Origin of the sequence: Flavobacterium marginilacus, from assembly GCF_026870155.1 — a bacterium.
Classification (GTDB): domain Bacteria; phylum Bacteroidota; class Bacteroidia; order Flavobacteriales; family Flavobacteriaceae; genus Flavobacterium; species Flavobacterium marginilacus.
Map to the genome: position 1 here is coordinate 3,372,366 of NZ_CP113975.1, position 19,518 is coordinate 3,391,883.

Consider the following 19,518-nt stretch of genomic DNA (forward strand, 5'->3'; position numbering starts at 1 on the left):
CAGGCACAAAACTGAAGAAGCGTGTCTATTCAAAAATGAAGTTCGTTTATTTTATAAATTGCTATTTAAATCAAAGAAGTTTTAGGTCTATTTAGACCTGTATTTTATGAAATGTAATTATTTCAATTTCAAAAAATGCAATTTAGTTTATTCTAAAGGGTAGATTTTATTTTTAGATATTCTCCTGGAGTACAACCAACTTCATCTTTAAAAGTACTCTGAAAAGAAGAACGTGATGAAAACCCAGCTTTATTACCTATTGCATCAAGTGTTAATGAATCTAAAAGTCCATCTTCTATTAACTTTTTTGCATATTCTACCCTGAGTTCAGCACGTATTTTTGTTAATTTAACTTTCAATATACTATTAAAGCAATAATAAAGATGATGCTTGGGTACGTTCATAGATCGGGAAAGTTCTTCCATTGAAAAATTAGCATTTAGAAAAATCTCACTCTCTTTAATATAATCTAAAATGGATTGAGATAATTCAATAAATCTTGGCTCTATATCTTTGTCCTGAAGATCTTCTTGTATCACATTGTGCTCCTCATTTTGTAAAACATTTACAGTATTGCTTTTTAGAAGTACTGTTTCATCTGGTTTTATCTGTTTTTCAGATTCTAAAAAATGATTTTTATTGTTTTTTTTCTTTCTTTGAGGAATTCCATAAAGCAATTCAGGAAAAACTAACAAACTAACAGGGATAGCTAGCAGGCAAAAACTAATAATATCCATTGGCAAACTAGTTTTAAATTGGGTCAAGTCTGGATTCGGTTCTTTTAAAAAAGAATAAGACAGTAACGCAAAACATACAATTACTAATAGAATTATAAATATAAAACTAATAAGCCATACCAATACCTTACGAGTCTGGACTTTAGGAATCCGTTTATTAGTACCTATTTTAGTCCAAAAGCGAAACAACATAACAAGTACCAATACTAGATAAATACACAATAAAGTAGGTCTTGCGATAATATTTACAACATTAGGGTAAAGTCCTACAGTAAATGTTTTTGCTACCATAGTATCCTTTACTATTCGCTGTGCTAAAGCTAATTTATAAGAAAAAGGTGTTAGTAAATATGGTGTTATACTAACCAAATTGATAAAAGCAGGAACGAAATGGAAATAATCAGTTTTAGCAAACTTACTATTATCGAATAGAGTACCTCTCACATAAAAATATAATAGGGGACCAATCATAAAACCAATCGGAGCGGTATTATTGTAAAAAATAGCGAGCAAAAAAACACTTTTTTCAAAAAATAACACATAATGCATTAAAGAATAAGAGCATAATACGTAAATGAATCCCGATAAAAAAATGGAATTACGGTTAATGTTCCAATTATGACAGGTCATCAAAATTGTCAAAAAAATAGTAAGTATAGATATATAAGGATGCATTGAGTATTTTTAAAGAATGTAATAAAGTAACACTATTTAAGGGCAGCAAAGTTAATATATACAACTTCAAAAGCAATATTTTAAAAAAAAAATGGATAAGTTACCTAAATATTAAAAACCACTGCTCAAATCTTTTCTCAAAAAATCTCCAAAATATTTTATTATGAAAATTTTGTTTTTCGGACATGGTCTTTATAGTTTTTTTATCTGAATTGTAATAAGAATTTTGTCTGAAAATCTCTTTCAAATAAAAAGTAATAATTATCTATATTTGCACGCTCAAAATTTTGGATAGAACTATTTATAATATTTAAAAATTAGCTTATCTTAGAATTATAATTTTTAGTGACCCTCGAAAGACACCTAAACTTTGAGATTTAATGAATATTTAATATCGCCCAAAAGAAAAACCCACTAAATCGTTGAATTTAGTGGGTTTTGTAACCATTTGCTTTTCAGCTGGCGGAGAAAGAGGGATTCGAACCCCCGGACCTGTTACAGTCAACAGTTTTCAAGACTGCCGCATTCGACCGCTCTGCCATTTCTCCAGTATGTTGCTTTCATTTCCTGATTGCGAGTGCAAATATAGGGAGTTTTTCTGGATGACAAAACATTTTTATGAAAAAAACTGATGTTTTTGTTTTGACTATTTTAAGTGATTTATTTTGTGACAGTTAATTGGTTTATTCTATTTTTTTTAGACTATTAATACTTTACATATTCTGTAATTTCCAGCCCATACCCTATCATACCGACGCGTTTTCCCTGCTCTGTATTGGACACCAAACGGATTTTAGAAATATCAATATCATGCAGTATCTGAGCTCCAATACCATAATCTTTCGTATCAATAACAACTTTCGGAGCTTTCATAGTACCGTCAGCCTGAAGTGCTTTCAATTCAGTAATGCGGTTCAGTAAATTTACAGCCGACATATCCTGATTGATAAATACTACAGCGCCTTTACCATTGTCATTAATAATTTTAAACATATCATCCAGCTGCTGATCAACATTATTGGTCAGTGTCCCTAATAAGTCGTTATTAACCTGCGATGAATGTATTCTGGTCAATATAGCCTCGCCAAGATTCCATGTCCCTTTAGTCAATGCAATATGAATCTGCTTGTTTGTAATCTGCTCGTAGGCTCTCAGGCGGAAAGTTCCAAAACGGGTATTGATATCAAAATCTTCTTTTTTAATAATCAGGCTGTCGTGCTGCATTCTATAAGCAACTAATGCTTCTATAGAAACTAATTTTAGATTGAACTTTTTCGCCACTTCAGCTAATTGAGGCAGACGGGCCATAGAACCGTCTTCATTCATTATTTCGACAATCACTCCGGCCGGCTTAAATCCTGCCAATCGTGCAAAATCAATTGCAGCTTCTGTATGGCCTGTTCTTCTCAAAACACCGCCCTGCTTAGCAATCAATGGAAAAATATGCCCAGGACGTGCCAGATCATGCGGTTTAGTAACTGGATCAACTAATGAAAGCACCGTTTTGGCCCTATCGGCAGCTGATATACCGGTTGTCACTCCTTTACCTCTCAAATCTACCGAAACGGTAAAAGCAGTTTCCATAGGATCGGTATTATTACTTACCATAACATTAAGTCCTAATTCCTTGCAGCGGCTTTCTGTTAATGGAGCACATATCAAACCACGGCCGTGTGTAGCCATAAAGTTGATCATTTCAGGAGTTACTTTATCAGCAGCGGCTAGAAAATCACCCTCATTTTCGCGGTCTTCATCATCAACAACAATAATTACTTTACCCTGACGAATGTCTTCGATGGCTTCTTCTATAGTGTTGAGCTGTATTTTTGTAGCAGACATTTATTCTTTATTTTGAGATGGAATTATTTTTTGAAAAACTTTTTGAAAAACTTTTTGAATTGGCGTAAATATGACATCTAAATTGATTAAGCCAATATCATTTGTTGCTCGGTAGGTCAATAAAACAGCCAATGGTGTCAAGATCATAGAAGACATCCATGAACCAAAGAAAGGAGCTAAGCCATCTTCCTGCGAAATTCTTTTACCAAAAGTATTGATAAAGTGAAAAGATATGAAAATTAATACCGCAAATACGATTGGTAAACCAACACCGCCTTTTCTGATAATGGCACCCAGCGGAGCTCCTATAAAAAACATTAGGAAACAGGCGTATACAATCACAAACTTGTCGTATAATGACAAAATATGACTGTTTATTTTTTTCTTTTTAAGATCAAGTTCAGTTTTAGCAGCATCAATATTATACATCATGCTCTGAACATTACTATTGGCTGATGCTAAAATCTCTCCTTTTTTCTTATTGTCAAAAAGAGATAACAGATTTTTCTCCAAAGGCTTCTTTTTAGTCACCACCGGAGCATTATTACTGTTTAACGAAGCTACCCTAGTATTACTGTTTTCTGCAAAATTAATAATCTCTGCATCTCTGTTTTTATTCAAAGAATCCAAAGTATACTTCAGATCACTAACATTAAGCATATTGTTTGTATTGGACACCGACTCATCTTTGGTATCCACCTTATTCAGTTTGGATAAATCTATATTAATACGGTATTTTTTAAACGAGCTTTTAGCAAAAGGCAGTTTATCTCTGTCCTCAAATTTTTTAGGCACTATATCCTGATAATAGTTCCCGTTGTTCAAAACCAGCTGGAGAAGATTAGTTTTTTCGTTACTTACTAATTCACCGTCTGTAGCACGGATTACCGTTTTACTGCCGTCTCCGTTTTGAGATTTTTCATGAATAGTAATCCCTGTCAGATGATTGCCGTTCTGTCCTGATTTTTTATTTACCTTAATATTGTATTTTCCAATATTGCTAAACTGCCCTTCGGTAATAGCCAGCGCCGGTTTCGCCTGTGCAATATTCTTTCGGAAATTGATAAACTTAAATTCGGCATACGGAATCACATTATTTGCAAATAAAAAAGCGATAAAACTCAATACGGCAATAGCAATTACCAAGCTCCTCATTGCTCTCTGCAGTGAAATTCCGGAAGATTTCATTGCCGCAAACTCATAATGCTCGGATAAACTTCCAAAAGACATTATCGAAGCCAGCAGTATGGAAAGCGGTAATACCAGAGGCACAATCCGAGGCATCGAAAAAGCTAAAAACTTAATAACCATTATTAAATCTAAATCTTTACCCGCCAATTCCGCTATAAAAAGCCAGACCGTCTGCAGTATGAATACAAAAAAAAGGATAACAAATACCGTAGCAAATGTACCGAGAAATGTTTTTAATAAGTATCTGTCTAAAATCTTCACCTAAATAATTAGTCTAATTTATTGATGTAATAATTGGGATATTTACTTGCGGCAAAGGTAAATTGATTTTTTGGCAATGCTTGATTTGTTTTAAAAGAATTCACAGTCAACGTCGTTTTTGTACCTTTTCTGTCAATTTCGATTATGTTGTAGACATTATTCGTTTTAGAGTCCACTCCTACCAAGATTTCTTTTCTCTGATCTTTAGCATTAGTCGGAACCAATTTGATGTACTGAATTTTTTTACCGCCTGCATTCTGAACAATGTCCATTGAAAATTTATAGCCTTTATTAAAAAAAGTCAGCATTTTTGAAGGGGTAACAGCTGATTCATCTTTGTCATTAAGACCCGAAACCGTAATTTCCTCATCTTCAGGAACAATTGTATAAATCTTTTTACCATCAAAAAGTTTGGTAATTCCCATAAAATTCAGAACATATTGATTTCCCTTCATTACCACCGTTCCCTTACTGTCCTGATTGATATTCTCTTTGGCATTATTCAGGGAATATTTAAAATCAATCGTAATATTGTCATAACTTTTTACTTTGGCAGTAACTTTATCCAGCAAAGCTTTTGCTTTAGCATCCTGAGCCTGAGCTGAAAATCCCATCAAAAAAAACGTCAAAAGTCCCAAAATTGTTTTCATTCCTATTTTATTCTGTAGTGTCATTGTTATGTATTTTGTTGTGCTTAGTATTTTCTAATTATTTACTTCGTCAGTCCGCTATTGCTCCTGCAAGCATGCTGCTTACTTATCCCAATGTCATTAAGTTTTAAGCTTTATTCACTATCGCAAAGGCGCTAAGACGCAAAGAAATCAGATCATTACTTTGCGTCTTAGTGCCTTTGCGAGAATTATGCTTAAGAAACTCCATCAAGAAATCTTAACTTAATAACTTTGACTTCTCTATCCCTCACGCAGATCCAAGTAACGAGAAATTTGGTGCAAAAATAAAAAGCAATAAAGTTAAAAGCATTAAAAAAAAGATAAATTTCTACTATCAGATCTATTTCAAAGTCCAAACTTCAAAAACCCAAGAATCTAAAAATCTAATTCTCATTATTAAAAAACTGATCCAGACTAGCCATATCCTGTATGTTCACGCTTCTGGCTTTACTGCCTTCAAAAGGACCTACAATACCTGCAGCTTCCAATTGATCAATTAACCTGCCGGCCCTATTGTAGCCTAATTTCAGTTTTCGCTGTAATAATGAAGCCGATCCCTGCTGTGCATTTACAATCACTTCAGCTGCTTCTCTAAACAGAGTATCTCTTTCTGATATATCCATTTCCAGATTAACACCGCCGTCTTCTCCAACAAATTCAGGAAGTAAATAAGCGGTTGCATACGCTTTTTGAGAACCAACAAAATCTACTATTTTTTCAACTTCCGGAGTATCAACAAAGGCACACTGCACCCTTACTACATCATTCCCGTTTGAATACAATAAATCTCCGCGTCCTATTAACTGATCGGCTCCCTGTGTGTCGAGAATAGTCCGTGAATCAATTTTAGAAGAAACCCTAAACGCAATTCTCGCCGGAAAGTTGGCTTTTATCAGACCTGTAATTACATTCACAGATGGTCTTTGTGTAGCAATAATTAAATGAATACCAATTGCTCTGGCTAACTGCGCCAATCTCGCAATAGGCATTTCGACTTCTTTTCCTGCGGTCATAATCAAATCGGCAAACTCATCGACTACCAAAACGATATAAGGCAGAAAGCGATGTCCGTTTTCAGGATTTAATTTTCGGGACTTGAATTTTTCATTGTATTCTTTTATGTTTCGAACCATCGCATCTTTCAGCAGATTGTAACGGTTATCCATTTCCACACAAAGCGAATTCAAAGTATTGACCACTTTTGCATTATCAGTGATAATTGCATCATCAGTATCCGGAAGTTTGGCCAGATAATGTCTTTCGATTTTATTAAAAAGTGTCAGCTCGACTTTCTTAGGGTCAACCATAACAAATTTAATCTCGGCAGGATGTTTTTTATAAAGCAGCGAAGTAATTACTGCATTCAGTCCAACCGATTTTCCCTGTCCTGTAGCACCCGCCATCAATAAGTGAGGCATTTTCGCCAGATCAACTACAAAAGTTTCATTCGAAATGGTTTTACCCAAAGCAATAGGCAGTTCCATTTCAGCTTCCTGAAATTTGGCAGAGCCAATCACACTTTTCATAGAAACCATTGTCGGATTCTTGTTTGGAACCTCAATACCAATAGTTCCTTTTCCAGGAATCGGAGCGATAATGCGGATTCCCAATGCCGAAAGTGACAGGGCAATATCGTCTTCCAGACTCTTGATTTTTGAAATACGGATACCGGCTTCAGGAACAATTTCATATAAAGTCACCGATGGACCAACGGTTGCTTTGATTTGCGCAATTTCGATTTTGTAATTGCGGAGCGTTTCTACAATTCTATTTTTATTTTCCTCTAATTCCTCCTGATTGATAGTAATACCGCCCGATGAATACTCTTTTAATAAATCAATAGTCGGGTATTTGTAATTGGACAGATCCAAAGTAGGATCAAACAGCCCAAAATCTGAAACGAGTCGAGATGCCAGATTATCTTCGATAATATCTTCTTCAACCGCTTTTTCTATTACAAAAGCTTCATCTTTCACAGATTCTTCTTTTGGAGGCAGAATATCCATTGGAAGCGGTTTGAGCGTCGGCTCCAGATTAATTTCAGAAGCACTTGAAATTGTAGGCTTCAAAGCTTCTTTATTAATTTCAAACTGGGAATTAACTGTTTTTAAATGAATGTTATCCAGCAGTTCCTCCTCATCTTCTTCTACAGGTTCTTCTACAGCAAATTCCTCCAGATTATAACTAGGCTCATTGGCTGTAACTGCCATGGCACTTTCAGCCCTGTCTTCGCTGATTTCTTTCTTAGTACTTTCAAAAAACGACTGCACCTTTTCGGGAGACACCTGTATTTTAAAAATCAAATAAATAATCAGACCGAAAATAAGAGCTAATAATGTCCCCGTTTTTCCAATATAATCCTGAATAAACAAATTCAGTTCATATCCGATAGTTCCGCCCAATACAGGCACTGAGGTTGCAAAAAATCCAAATAAAACAGATATAATTATTATGGCAAATAAATCCCAAAACCAGGTTCCCTTCAGTTTTTTGACAGAAAGTTCCAAAACCAAATACATTCCGGTAAGGAAAAATAAGCGTACAAACAGAAAAGAAGCAATACCAAAACCGCGGTAAATAATTAAATCCGCAAGATAGGCTCCGAATTTTCCGAGCCAGTTCTGAACTTCTTCTTTACGGTCTGTCAATTCAGAAACAGCACTTTGATCTATCTGCCCATAAATGAAAAAGGAAACAAACGCAGCCAATAATGCTGCTGAAAATAAAACCAGAAGAGCCCCAAAAACAATACGATGCTGTTTGGTTAATTTCCATGACTTTATTCCCTTAGATTCTGATTCACTCTTTTTATCTAAAGCTTCTTTTTTTGTAGATTTTGCCATTCTTGAATTTAATTGAGCCTATAAAAATTTTGGGATATAAATAATAAGACCAACTGCAATTGCTGTTAATGCTGCAAAAAATACGGCTCCAGCTGCAATATCTTTAATAAAACCAATTCTTTCATGATAATTAGGATGAATAAAATCGGCAATTTTTTCAACTGCGGTATTCAATCCTTCTATACTCATTACTAAACCGACAGCCATAGTCTGAAAAAGCCACTCAGTTGTAGAAATATGATAATAAAAACCTGCAATGGTCATAAGGATTCCAATAGAAAACTGAACCATGATGCTGTGCTCGGTAGTTATTAATTTTACGGCACCAAGAAAAGCGTATTTCACGCTTTTCAATCGGCCCGTAAGTAAGGTATTGTCTTTTTGAAATTCCATATAAACTTTTAAAGTACTGCTAAAGCAGCTTCATAATTAGGTTCGTTTGCAATTTCGGCAACTTGCTCTGTGTGTGTTACCACTCCGTTTTCATCAGTAACGATGATTACGCGGGAATGTAAACCAGCTAATGGTCCGTCAACAATATCTAAACCATTGTTTTTTCCAAAAGTACCTTCCTGAAAATCAGATAAGTTTACAACATTTTCAAGACCTTCTGCACCGCAAAAACGTTTTTGTGCAAATGGAAGATCTCTTGAAATACACAAAACAGCAGTATTTGCTAAACTGCCGGCACTTTCATTAAATTTTCTAACAGATGTCGCACAAGTTCCAGTATCAATACTTGGAAAAATATTCAAAACTAATTTCTTCCCTGCAAAAGAGCTTAAATCAGCTATTGACAAATCGTTTTTAACCAATTTAAAATCAGCCAGTTTCGAACCAACTTTTGGTAATTCACCTGAAGTGTGTATTGGATTTCCTCCTAATGTTATAGTTGCCATATAATTTATTTTTTTTATGAGGTTCAAAAGTAAGGATTAATATTTGAATCTAAAAGTATTTGTTATTTGAGGAATCGTGTTATCCGCGTTTAAAACGTACTGCCAGCGCTTTTAAATATAAGCAGAAGTTTACTCATTTGTCATTGAATATTTTAAATAAGAAAGAAATTAAACATAATTGTCACCAGATTTATAGTGAAAACCTATTTAAATCTGAAAATTAAACTTACATTTATAAATAGTAAAATCCTAACACTAAGAACAATAAGAAAACTGATGATAAAATTAGACAGCCCAGCGGGTTCAAACAATTATAATATCAATAATAAAAGAGCATTTGCAGGAACTCTAATTTCCAGAGAAACTATAGAAAAGATTACAGCCTTTGCCTATGAAATGTGTTTTGGAACAGGACATCATCGGGACTGCAGAACCGGCGGGCAGTATGACCGAAAAGGAGGCGAAAAATTCTGCAATACATTCCAAGGAAAATTAGCAGAAGCTGAGCTTTATAATTATTTAAAATTGGAAGGTCTGGAACTAAAAGAGCCCGATTTTGGCATCTACCCAAAAGGCATTTGGGATGATTCGGATTTAGAGATTCAGGGTAAAAAAATCAATGTGAAATCGGCTGCTTCTCAGTCTAATTTACTGCTGCTGGAAACAAAAGACTGGAATCTGCAGGCACAGTATATCCCTAATATTCTGCTCAATAATGGCGCATCAGTTTCGTATGATTATTTTGTTTTAGTCAGAATTCAGCCTGACATCAAAAAACTTTTTAAAACGGAACGATTGTTTTTAAACAATGAAATAGACCGAAAAACTATTGACAATATACTTTCTGCAAACACCTGGTATTTTGATATTGCAGGTTACAGCACCAATTCCGATGTAATTGCAGCAATAAAAAATGAGCATGTTTTACCTCAAAACGCAATACTGAACCAATACACCAAAATGGATGCCGGCAATTATTACATACAAAGCGGTGACATGAAACCCATTAAAAATTTCGTTCAGGAATTGAAAACTATTTAGTCCCTTTTAAAACCTTCAGTATATTTTTTGAAACTGCCTGAATAACGGGCACGCTTACAGAATTCCCTGCTTGTTTATAAACACTTGAATTGGCAATTTTTTCCGGTATTTTAAACGTATCCGGAAAGCCTTGAAAGCGCAGGCATTCTCGTGGAGTTAGTTTTCTGAAACCGAATTCTGTTTTAATAAGCGGTACGTTATGCCCTCCGGTTCCCATATTTGCTGTCAAAGTCGGACAGACATTCGATTTGTTTTCCCTCACATACTGGCGTCTGAACTGATAAACAGTATCTTCGGACTTCATGGTATCTTTGAGCATATTAAACATATATTTATCTGAGCCATAATAGAAATTGTCGTCAACTTTTTCTTTACTGATAACATCTTTTATGGTCTTTGTCAGTTCTTCTTTCTCTGGAAATGCAAAAATATTTTCGGCATCAGGATATTCATCTTTATCAAATGCAACCATAAATATCCGCTCTCTGTTGTGAGGAATATTTCCATAATCTTTAGTATTCAAAACCTTGGCCTGAAAAGAATAATTTCTGTCTCTTAAGGACTGCTCGATGACTTTCATAGTTTTGCCGTGATCATGAGTATAAAGGTTTTTGACATTTTCCAAAAACACCACTTTAGGCCTCATGGTATCCACAAAATCCAGTATTCGGAAAAAGTGGTTTCCTCTATTATCATCAAAGCCTTTTCTATAGCCTGCTACAGAAAATGGCTGGCAGGGAAAACCAGCAGTGAGTATATCTATTTTTGGAATAGCATCAATATCTAACTGCAGAATATCGCCTTCAATGAGCTGGTGCGGAAAATTATTTCTGTAAGTGATACAGGCGTTTTTATCAAATTCATTGGCCCATTTTATATCAAATCCTGATTTTTTAAAACCAAGACATATTCCGCCAATACCAGCATATAAACTGCCAACAGTAAATTTATCACTCATTACATTCAATTTTGTCGCTAATTTTTGTCTGCAAAATTACATTTTCGGAAACAAATATACATCTTGAAAGGCGTATTTAAAAAAATAAAAACAAATACTTTCCTAATTGAACAAAACGAAATATTACAGATGAAACCAGCGAAATCAATGCGGAGAACATTAAAAATTAAAAATGCACTGATTCCTGACAGCTTATTTTTTAGGAGCTTTATCCAGCTGTACGCTTGTATCTTTTTATCCCAAAAAAAATCGGGATAAAAAGGATACCGCTTCCATCCTGGGCTCATTGATTTCAAAAATAAACAGCATCATAAAATTGAGAAGTCTTTTGGTCATCTGCAAAAAAACGTCCTATATTTGAAAATAGAACCTTAGCCTTTCCACAGACTGCTGAGAGCATCATATTTTCGACCCATTTTCCGTTAAACTCAACATGCATAACAAGAACTTACATAAACTCTACGATGATTTATACAATCAGTCCTGCCAAAAAATTTTAAATGATGATTATGCCGTCGATTTAAATATTGATAATCCTGCAGACAAGAGATTCGGAATAACTTTGGTCATCAGACCAGAAATTGAAACCAAAAATAAGATTCAGGATTTCCTGAACGAATTAAAGAAAACCGAACCAGAACAATATTACTATTCAAACCCAGATTTACATATAACCGCGCTGTCAATTATCTCTTGTTACGAGGGATTTAATTTAGCCGCTATCAATGTTAATGAGTATTCTGAAATCATAGCAGAAAGTTTAGAGGCATTAAGTGAATTTGAAATTGAATTCAAAGGAATAACCGCTTCCGACGCTGCTGTTATGATTCAGGGGTATCCAAAAACAGAAACCTTAAATAAAATTCGGGAAAATCTAAGAAACAATTTTAGAAAATCGAGCTTACAAAAAAGCATTGATAAAAGATATCCACTAACTACCGCACATATAACGGTACTTAGATTCAGACAAAAAATAAACGATACCAGCCAGTTTATAAACTGCATAGAAAAATACAGAAATCATGATTTTCGAACTTCAAAAATCAGTACATTAGAGTTAGTCTACAATGACTGGTACCAAAGAGAGAAAATCGTTCAGAAACTGGCTGAATTCAAAATTTAATATTCTTCAACATATAAGTCATTTTACAAAACAAACAAAAACAGCAATGACTGACAAAATAAAACAAGCCATCACCGATTTTGTAAAAGGAGGCGATAACAGCGACACAAAACTGTTGGACAAAGTCCTGCATAAAGATTTTCGTGTAACCAGTAATCATTTTATGGGAACTCCAGGCGTGACTATAATAGAAAGAGAAAAATATCTGGCAAATGTCAGAGACGGAGTTTTTGGCGGACTGCCTAGAATAATGACAATTGAAAACATTGATGTGAGCGAAACAATTGCTTCGGTTAAACTTCGTTTAGAAAGTGCAGAAAATCATTTTATTTCATACAATACCTTAGTCCTGGACACTGATAATGAATGGAAAATAATAAATAATTTAGCAGTTGTATCGCAAAAAGCAAGACTGTAAAACTGCCCATTTTAATTTCATCCCATTTAATAATACAATCTAAAATCAAGTAATTTACACATCGCATAATGCTTTTGATGCAGTTCTTCTACTATTTCAACAACATCATCCAGTTCCTGGCATAAACTAAAGAATGCCTTGTCTAATAAATTACTGTTCATACTTTTATCAGCCACACCATAACCCGAAACAGCGAGCGCGCCAGTAATATCCAGAAAATATTGTGCTTCTTCTTCTTTCAGGTCAAGTATTTTGGTATTGGCAAAATGCAGAATTTTACCTTTCATTTTACCTTCAAAAATTTCGGCAATTTCTTCAAAACTGTAGTAATAATTATTGAGGCAGATCGTATTTCTTCTGCCTTCCATGACCAAATAAATAATTACATAATCCTTGAAATTGTGATCATCATAAAGCAGCGTACCTAAGCTTTCTTCCAGTCCTTCAATAGTATCACAAGTCTTATAGATACTTGCAATACCCTGTTCGAGCGCCAGCTGTTCAAGATTTTTGACTGCGTCAGTAATAGTCATTACCTCAACATCTGGTACACCTTCAAGGCAAAAAATAAATTGGTCATAATCCTCAGAGTTATGTTTGAGCTGCAGATTCAAAATTGGTTCTTTTAATGGTTCTTCAATACAATAATGAAGGTACTAATTATAAATACAAATTACCAAAATTTAAAACTAAACCCGCCTATTTTTATTAATAATTTTGGGAAAAAGTTATACCTGCACATTAAAAATCCTTACTATCTTAGCCCATAAAAAAACATAAATTTACTTATACATGGCTACATTTAGCAAACAGCTTTCCTTTCGCTGGTCTGATTTAGATCCCAATTTTCACCTGCGCCACAGTGCTTATTATGATTTTGGGGCACAGCATCGTGTTGAAATCCTGAATCAGTTGGGACTGACATTAAAAGTGATGCAAAAGGAACACATTGGACCAATCTTATTCAGAGAAGAATGTGTGTTCCGAAAAGAAATAAATATTTCGGATGAGATTATTATGCAGACCAAAATGGCAAAATTGAAAGCCGATGCTTCGCGCTGGTCTATTGTGCACGAATTGTATAGAGAGGATGTTTTATGTGCAGTCATTACTGTAGAAGGCGCCTGGATGGACACAAAACTCAGAAAACTGGCCAGTCCGACGCCGCAGATTGTTGTCGAAGCTATGGGCGTTTTTCCTAAAACTGCAGATTTTGTAAATTTATAAGGTAAATTCTTGTATTTTTGGTTTTAGGATAATTGCAAAAAAAGCAAAAAAAGCTGTTTTTTAGCCCCTATAAAAGTAGCAATCCTTATAAGCCGGGGTTTGACTTATAAGATTACTTCGTCAGTTCGCTATCGCTTGTGTGTAAAGGATAGCGGGACGATGTTTCTAAAAATAACAAATCCTTCTGCTCCAAAAAAACAACAATCAAATTTTGAGTTTATGATTAATTTTAAAACCAACGAAATATGTTTACAATTGAACAAATAAAAGAAGCTCATTCTAAAGTAAAAAGCGGTGCTGATTTCCCAAATTACATACAGGATTTAATTATTTTGGGGGTAAAAGGATATGATACTTATGTAAATGACGGACACGTGCAATATTTTGGCGTTAATAATTACAACGTTACTTCGGATGAAAAATATGATGAAATAGAAGTTGCTTCCTCAGCCAATAAAGAACGTTTCATCGAATTTTTAGCGATGCACCAAGACGGACAGACCGATTATTTAACGTTTTGCAGTCACGCGGGACAATGCGGTATTGCAAAATGGAGAGTGGACATAATCGAAATGACCTGCACTTATTTTGATAAATCAGGCTCTGAAATTATAATTGAAAAAATACCCGTTTAGCTTGCTGGTACACGAATGACGGAACTTAAAAAAATCTCAATGCTTTAAAAAACAAAAAGGTGACCAGTTTTCAGGTCACCTTTTTCAGCATTTATAAATTTAGCCATTAGACTAAGTCGAAGCGGTCCAAATTCATTACTTTGGTCCAGGCACTCACAAAATCCTGTATAAACTTTTCCTGAGAATCCCCGCTGCCGTAAACCTCAGCAAGCGCGCGAAGCTCAGAATTGGAACCAAATATTAGATCGGCACGCGTTCCTGTCCATTTCAAAGCTCCCGACTTGCGGTCAAAACCTTCGAATACATCTGCTGCATCAGCAGATTTCTTCCAAATATTGCCCAAATCAAGTAAGTTAACGAAGAAATCATTGGTCAATGTTTCCGGACGGGTTGTAAATACTCCATTTTTGGATTGATCAAAGTTAATATCAAGAACACGAAGACCTCCCAAAAGTACTGTCAATTCAGGCGGGGTTAGTGTCAGCAGCTGTGCTTTGTCAATTAAAAGTTCCTCTGCCAAAAACGTATACTGCGTTTTCAAATAGTTACGGAATCCATCTGCTTCCGGTTCTAAAACCGCAAATGATTCTACGTCTGTCTGATCTTGTGAAGCATCTGTTCTTCCTGGTATAAAAGGCACGGTCACGCTTTGTCCGGCTTTTTGAATTGCTTTCTCAATTCCGACATTACCTGCCAGAACGATTAAATCAGCTATCGAAACCTGTCTTCCGTCAGATTGGGCAGTATTGAATTCATTTTTAAGACCTTCAAGTTTTTCCAAAACTTTTGCTAACTGCTCAGGATTGTTTACTTTCCAATCCTTTTGCGGAGCGAGACGAATACGGGCACCATTGGCTCCTCCCCTTTTGTCAGAACCTCGAAACGTTGAAGCCGAAGCCCAGGCTGTGGAAACCAGTTGTGACACAGACAATCCTAAGTCCGCTATTTTCGTTTTTAACAATGTGACGTCATTTTCGTCAATTAATTGGTAGTTACGAGTTGGTATTGGGTCTTGCCAAATAAGTACTTCCGCAGGCACTTCAGGGCCTAGATAACGGGCAATTGGTCCCATATCACGGTGGGTTAATTTAAACCATGCACGGGCAAACGCATCCGCAAACACATCTGGGTTTTCATGAAAACGTCTAGCAATAGGCTCGTAAATAGGATCAAATCTCAAGGCAAGATCGGTCGTAAGCATTGTTGGCGCGTGGCGTAATGCTGGGTTATGCGCATCAGGAACAGAGTCTGCTCCCATTCCGTGTTTAGGCTTCCATTGGTGCGCTCCGGCTGGACTTTTGGATAATTCCCATTCGTAGCCAAATAGATTCCAAAAAAAGTTATTACTCCATTTAGTAGGTGTTGTTGTCCAGGCACCTTCCAGTCCGCTGCTTATCGTATGCTCACCATGTCCCGATCCAAAACTGTTTTTCCATCCAAGCCCCTGCTCTTCAATGATTGCTCCCGCCGGTTCCGGTCCTACATATTCATTTGGGTCTGCCGCACCATGCGTTTTACCAAAAGTATGTCCTCCAGCAATAAGTGCCACGGTTTCCTCATCATTCATTGCCATACGGGCGAAGGTTTCCCGAATATCTTTTGCAGCCGCAACAGGATCAGGATTTCCATTTGGTCCTTCTGGATTTACATAAATTAATCCCATTTGTACAGCGGCCAATGGATTTTCCAGTTCACGCTCACCACTGTAACGTTTATCTCCAAGCCACTCTCCTTCGGAACCCCAGTAAATATCAATATTTGGTTCCCAAACATCGGCACGCCCCCCGCCAAAACCGAAAGTTTTTAAACCCATTGATTCCAGTGCACAATTTCCGGCAAGAATCATCAGGTCTGCCCAAGAAACTTTTTTGCCATACTTCTGTTTAATCGGCCACAACAGCAGGCGCGCTTTATCCAGATTGACATTATCCGGCCAGCTGTTGAGCGGAGCAAAACGCTGTGTTCCTGCTCCGCCTCCGCCACGTCCGTCAGCAATACGGTACGTACCCGCACTGTGCCACGCCATACGGATAAAGAAAGGTCCATAATGACCATAATCAGCCGGCCACCAGTCCTGCGAATCAGTCATTAATGCAAAAAGATCTTTTTTTACAGCAGCCAGATCAAGGCTTTTAAACTCTTCAGCATAATTGAAATCTTCACCCATCGGATTGGAATGCGAAGAGTGCTGACGCAGAACATTTAAATTTAACTGATCAGGCCACCAGTTATGATTTCTTGGTTTTGGAGTGGCATTTTGCTGTGTGCCTGCTCCCGAAAATGGACATTTGCCTTCACCGCTGACCGGATTGACACTTGAGGATTCATGATTTGTATTATTTTCCATAATGTAATGATTTTTAAAAACTTAGACTAATTTACCAAAATTATTTTTATCCTAATTATTTTTTCTATAGATAAAAATTATAGTTACACTTCAAAATCTTAGTTTAGAATAATTCTGAATTCAGCAGATCTGCTTTTTTATTTGTAACTTCGTTAAGCGTTATATTCATTGATTAAAAATAAAATTAACCATGAAAATTAATTTTAAATCCGTTGACGAATACATTCAGACATTCCCAAAAGACATTCAGGTTCTTCTGGAAAATGTTCGCAACGCCATTACAAAAAATGCGCCGGAAGCCGCTGAAAGCATTTCCTATGGAATGCCTGCCTATAAAATTTATGGAAAGCCCTTGGTCTATTTTGCAGGCTATAAAAACCACATCGGATTTTATGCCACGCCAACGGGACACAAAGAATTTTCTAATGAGCTTTCTAATTACAAACAAGGAAAAGGTTCCGTTCAGTTTCCTGTTGACCATCCCATTCCTTACTGGCTGATTGAACAAATTGTTATTTTTAGGGTGAAAGAGAATGAAGCTCGAAAAGATTCTAAGTTGCTGAAGAGCTAAATTTCTAAGATATTGAGAAAAGACTCTAAGTTACTGAGATGCTAAGTTTCTAAGATTTTTTAAAACTATTTTACTTAACGTCAGTTCTTAATATAATTTTCAAAAAAACTTTTCCCATTTTCTAAAAATCTCCTGGAACTGACAATTACTTAGTATCTTAGCATCTCAGAAACTTAGAAACTAAAAAAATGCACAATGCCAAATCAATCCGACCGTTTATAGGTTCCAAAAACTTTGAAATTTCACGAAGTTTTTATCAGGACTTAGGTTTTAATGAAATTATATTGGCACCTAATTTTTCTTATTTTGAAACCAAGGGAATTGGATTCTATCTGCAGGATGCCTATGTCAAAGACTGGATTGACAATACAATGCTTTTTTTAGAAGTCGATGATGTCAAACAATTTTGGATTAAGCTTTTGGAACTGAATTTAACTGTCAAATATGAAAATGTAAAATTAGTGCCCATTCGAGAAATGCCTTGGGGCAGAGAATGTTTGATTCATGATCCGTCTGGTATTCTTTGGCATATTGGCGAGTTTAATGAATAGAAAATTACCTTTATAAATACTAAAAAAGACAAAATTGAAATGCGATGAGAAAACAATTTGGTGCAAAACCTAAAAAATCTGATATTGAAAAATATGCTGAGTCAAAGTACTGGAATGGAAAAATCTTCGAAAATTTAGAAATTACCAAAATGAATATCAGCATTCAGACGCTGCCCAAATTATTATACAAACAATTTTGTAAAAAAGAAAGCAGAGAACCTCAGAATGCTCTACCCATTGTCCCATTTAATAAAGAACTGTTTCTTGAACCTCATCCGTCGATGCGAAGCATTTGGTATGGACATTCGGCAGTATTGATGCGGTTAGCCGGCAAAACAATTCTTATTGACCCAATGTTTGGTTCCAATGCGGCACCTATTGCTCCTTTTGCTGTTCAAAGATTCAGCCAAAACACATTGGATCTCATAGAGGAATTTCCAGAAATAGATTTAGTACTCCTATCCCATGACCATTACGACCACTTGGATTATGACAGCATTCAAAAACTCAGAAGCAAAACCAAACAGTTTTACGCGGCTCTGGGAGTCAAAAGACATTTAGTTTCCTGGGGAATACCCGAAAATACAATCACTGAATTCGATTGGTGGGATGAAAATTCATTTGATGAAATCCAAATAACTTTTACCCCGACCCGTCATTTTTCAGGAAGAGGACTGACTGATAGAGCAAAATCTCTTTGGGGTGGCTGGGCATTAAAAACGGAAAAAGAAAATATTTGGTTCAGTGGTGACAGCGGTTACGGCAGACATTTCAAAGAAATAGGCACTCGCTTGGGACCATTTGATTTTGCTTTTATGGAATGTGGCCAATACAATGAAAACTGGCACCAGATTCACATGTATCCCGAAGAAAGCATACAAGCCTCCATAGATGCTAATGTAAAAAACATGATGCCGGTGCATTGGGCTGGTTTTGCTTTGGCACAGCATACATGGACTGAACCTGCGGAGCGTTTTGTTCAAGAAGCAGTTTCTAAAAATCTTAATTATTGTTTACCAAAAATAGGTGAATTATTTGATTCTAACCACTCAATAATAGACACTTGGTGGAGAAATCATAATACTCCGTAACTCTATATTTTTTTTCACCTAACCCTTATAAAAACTTAAAATAAAAACCTATATTGTTGATTCATTTACTAATGAAAAAATAATGAGTACCGAAATAATTGATGACAAGGTTTTTATTTCGGTTGAAGCGGTAACGGTATTAAAAGGAGAATTTGTTTTGTAAATATTGATTTTATTATTCCCTTTCAAAAACAATTCAGTCTTTGACAATTGTCTTAAATCACTTTGTTTTACAACCGTACCTGTAAAGTTCCTCCATCTTCTTATCCAATGATCAAAAACTTTATTTATTCTGTCTTCATTTTGAGGCAAATTTAAAACTGATACGATAAATTTAAGTACTCTGGATTATTTAACCGCTCAACTTTCTTTTGAGCAGTAACGCGTGAGGAATGGGAGCAAGTTACCGAAGTAACGCGGACAGCCCGACAGCATAAAGC

19 protein-coding genes and 1 tRNA gene are annotated in these 19,518 nt (G+C 35.7%); 8 read left to right on the forward strand and 12 right to left on the reverse strand.

The window, feature by feature from the left end; genetic code table 11:
- Positions 1-152: 152 nt before the first annotated feature.
- The 8 genes from OZP07_RS13915 to tpx form a co-directional block, all read right to left on the reverse strand.
- A complete protein-coding gene (locus OZP07_RS13915) occupies positions 153-1,250 on the reverse strand; it encodes a helix-turn-helix domain-containing protein (RefSeq protein WP_281635569.1) in 1,098 nt (365 codons plus the stop codon).
- Positions 1,251-1,872: 622 nt separating this feature from the next.
- A tRNA-Ser gene (locus OZP07_RS13920) sits at positions 1,873-1,960 on the reverse strand.
- Between the two features lie 157 nt (positions 1,961-2,117).
- Complete coding sequence (gene ribB / locus OZP07_RS13925; RefSeq protein ID WP_281635570.1) at positions 2,118-3,251, reverse strand: 3,4-dihydroxy-2-butanone-4-phosphate synthase; 1,134 nt, start codon at positions 3,249-3,251, stop codon at positions 2,118-2,120.
- The gene (locus OZP07_RS13930) at positions 3,252-4,703 is read right to left on the reverse strand and encodes an LptF/LptG family permease (RefSeq protein ID WP_281635571.1); all 1,452 of its coding nucleotides are present in this window, start codon (positions 4,701-4,703) and stop codon (positions 3,252-3,254) included.
- Between the two features lie 8 nt (positions 4,704-4,711).
- Positions 4,712-5,377, reverse strand: coding sequence for an outer membrane lipoprotein periplasmic chaperone LolA1 (lolA1, locus tag OZP07_RS13935; protein ID WP_489886136.1), 666 nt, complete (start codon positions 5,375-5,377; stop codon positions 4,712-4,714).
- Between the two features lie 380 nt (positions 5,378-5,757).
- Positions 5,758-8,217, reverse strand: a complete 2,460-nt coding sequence (locus tag OZP07_RS13940) for a DNA translocase FtsK (RefSeq protein WP_281635572.1) — start codon at positions 8,215-8,217, stop codon at positions 5,758-5,760.
- Between the two features lie 18 nt (positions 8,218-8,235).
- Entirely contained in the window at positions 8,236-8,610 is a 375-nt protein-coding gene (locus tag OZP07_RS13945; protein WP_194638962.1) for a diacylglycerol kinase family protein, read from the reverse strand.
- An 8-nt stretch (positions 8,611-8,618) separates the two neighbouring features.
- Positions 8,619-9,116: a thiol peroxidase gene (gene tpx, locus OZP07_RS13950; protein ID WP_194638963.1), complete on the reverse strand. Its 498-nt coding sequence runs from the start codon at positions 9,114-9,116 to the stop codon at positions 8,619-8,621.
- 276 nt (positions 9,117-9,392) lie between these two features.
- Here tpx and OZP07_RS13955 point away from each other — a divergent pair, with 276 nt between their 5' ends.
- Positions 9,393-10,157 carry a hypothetical protein gene (locus OZP07_RS13955; RefSeq protein ID WP_281635573.1) on the forward strand — a complete coding sequence of 255 codons (765 nt, stop codon included), beginning with the start codon at positions 9,393-9,395 and terminating at the stop codon, positions 10,155-10,157.
- On the opposite strand, the gene OZP07_RS13960 is transcribed toward OZP07_RS13955, so the two are convergent.
- Complete coding sequence (locus OZP07_RS13960) at positions 10,150-11,115, reverse strand: DNA cytosine methyltransferase (RefSeq protein ID WP_281635574.1); 966 nt, start codon at positions 11,113-11,115, stop codon at positions 10,150-10,152. The genes OZP07_RS13955 and OZP07_RS13960 overlap by 8 nt on opposite strands.
- A 433-nt stretch (positions 11,116-11,548) precedes the next feature.
- On the opposite strand from OZP07_RS13960, the gene OZP07_RS13965 reads away from it, so the two are divergent.
- Together OZP07_RS13965 and OZP07_RS13970 are read left to right on the forward strand one after the other, a co-directional pair.
- A complete protein-coding gene (locus OZP07_RS13965) occupies positions 11,549-12,238 on the forward strand; it encodes a 2'-5' RNA ligase family protein (RefSeq protein ID WP_281635575.1) in 690 nt (229 codons plus the stop codon).
- Positions 12,239-12,284: 46 nt separating this feature from the next.
- Positions 12,285-12,656, forward strand: a complete 372-nt coding sequence (locus tag OZP07_RS13970; RefSeq protein ID WP_281635576.1) for a nuclear transport factor 2 family protein — start codon at positions 12,285-12,287, stop codon at positions 12,654-12,656.
- Positions 12,657-12,682: 26 nt separating this feature from the next.
- Here the strand turns inward: OZP07_RS13970 and OZP07_RS13975 are convergent, their stop codons facing one another.
- Entirely contained in the window at positions 12,683-13,189 is a 507-nt protein-coding gene (locus tag OZP07_RS13975) for a DUF6642 family protein (RefSeq protein WP_281638477.1), read from the reverse strand.
- A 259-nt stretch (positions 13,190-13,448) separates the two neighbouring features.
- On the opposite strand from OZP07_RS13975, the gene OZP07_RS13980 reads away from it, so the two are divergent.
- Together OZP07_RS13980 and OZP07_RS13985 are read left to right on the forward strand one after the other, a co-directional pair.
- Positions 13,449-13,883 (forward strand): acyl-CoA thioesterase, encoded by a 435-nt coding sequence (locus tag OZP07_RS13980; RefSeq protein WP_194638970.1) that lies wholly within the window; start codon positions 13,449-13,451, stop codon positions 13,881-13,883.
- A 245-nt stretch (positions 13,884-14,128) separates the two neighbouring features.
- Positions 14,129-14,518, forward strand: coding sequence for a DUF1398 domain-containing protein (locus OZP07_RS13985; RefSeq protein ID WP_281635577.1), 390 nt, complete (start codon positions 14,129-14,131; stop codon positions 14,516-14,518).
- Positions 14,519-14,624: 106 nt separating this feature from the next.
- Here the strand turns inward: OZP07_RS13985 and katG are convergent, their stop codons facing one another.
- Positions 14,625-16,865, reverse strand: coding sequence for a catalase/peroxidase HPI (gene katG, locus OZP07_RS13990; protein ID WP_281635578.1), 2,241 nt, complete (start codon positions 16,863-16,865; stop codon positions 14,625-14,627).
- Positions 16,866-17,055: 190 nt separating this feature from the next.
- Between katG and OZP07_RS13995 the strand changes: the two genes are divergently transcribed.
- The 3 genes from OZP07_RS13995 (at position 17,056) to OZP07_RS14005 (ending at position 19,078) form a co-directional block, all read left to right on the forward strand.
- The gene (locus OZP07_RS13995; RefSeq protein ID WP_194638984.1) at positions 17,056-17,436 is read left to right on the forward strand and encodes an iron chaperone; all 381 of its coding nucleotides are present in this window, start codon (positions 17,056-17,058) and stop codon (positions 17,434-17,436) included.
- Positions 17,437-17,624: 188 nt separating this feature from the next.
- Positions 17,625-17,987, forward strand: a complete 363-nt coding sequence (locus OZP07_RS14000; RefSeq protein WP_281635579.1) for a VOC family protein — start codon at positions 17,625-17,627, stop codon at positions 17,985-17,987.
- Between the two features lie 44 nt (positions 17,988-18,031).
- Positions 18,032-19,078, forward strand: coding sequence for an MBL fold metallo-hydrolase (locus OZP07_RS14005; protein WP_281635580.1), 1,047 nt, complete (start codon positions 18,032-18,034; stop codon positions 19,076-19,078).
- A 48-nt stretch (positions 19,079-19,126) separates the two neighbouring features.
- Here OZP07_RS14005 and OZP07_RS14010 read toward each other — a convergent pair whose 3' ends face one another.
- The gene (locus OZP07_RS14010) at positions 19,127-19,390 is read right to left on the reverse strand and encodes a hypothetical protein (protein WP_194638989.1); all 264 of its coding nucleotides are present in this window, start codon (positions 19,388-19,390) and stop codon (positions 19,127-19,129) included.
- Between the last annotated feature and the right edge of the window lie 128 nt (positions 19,391-19,518).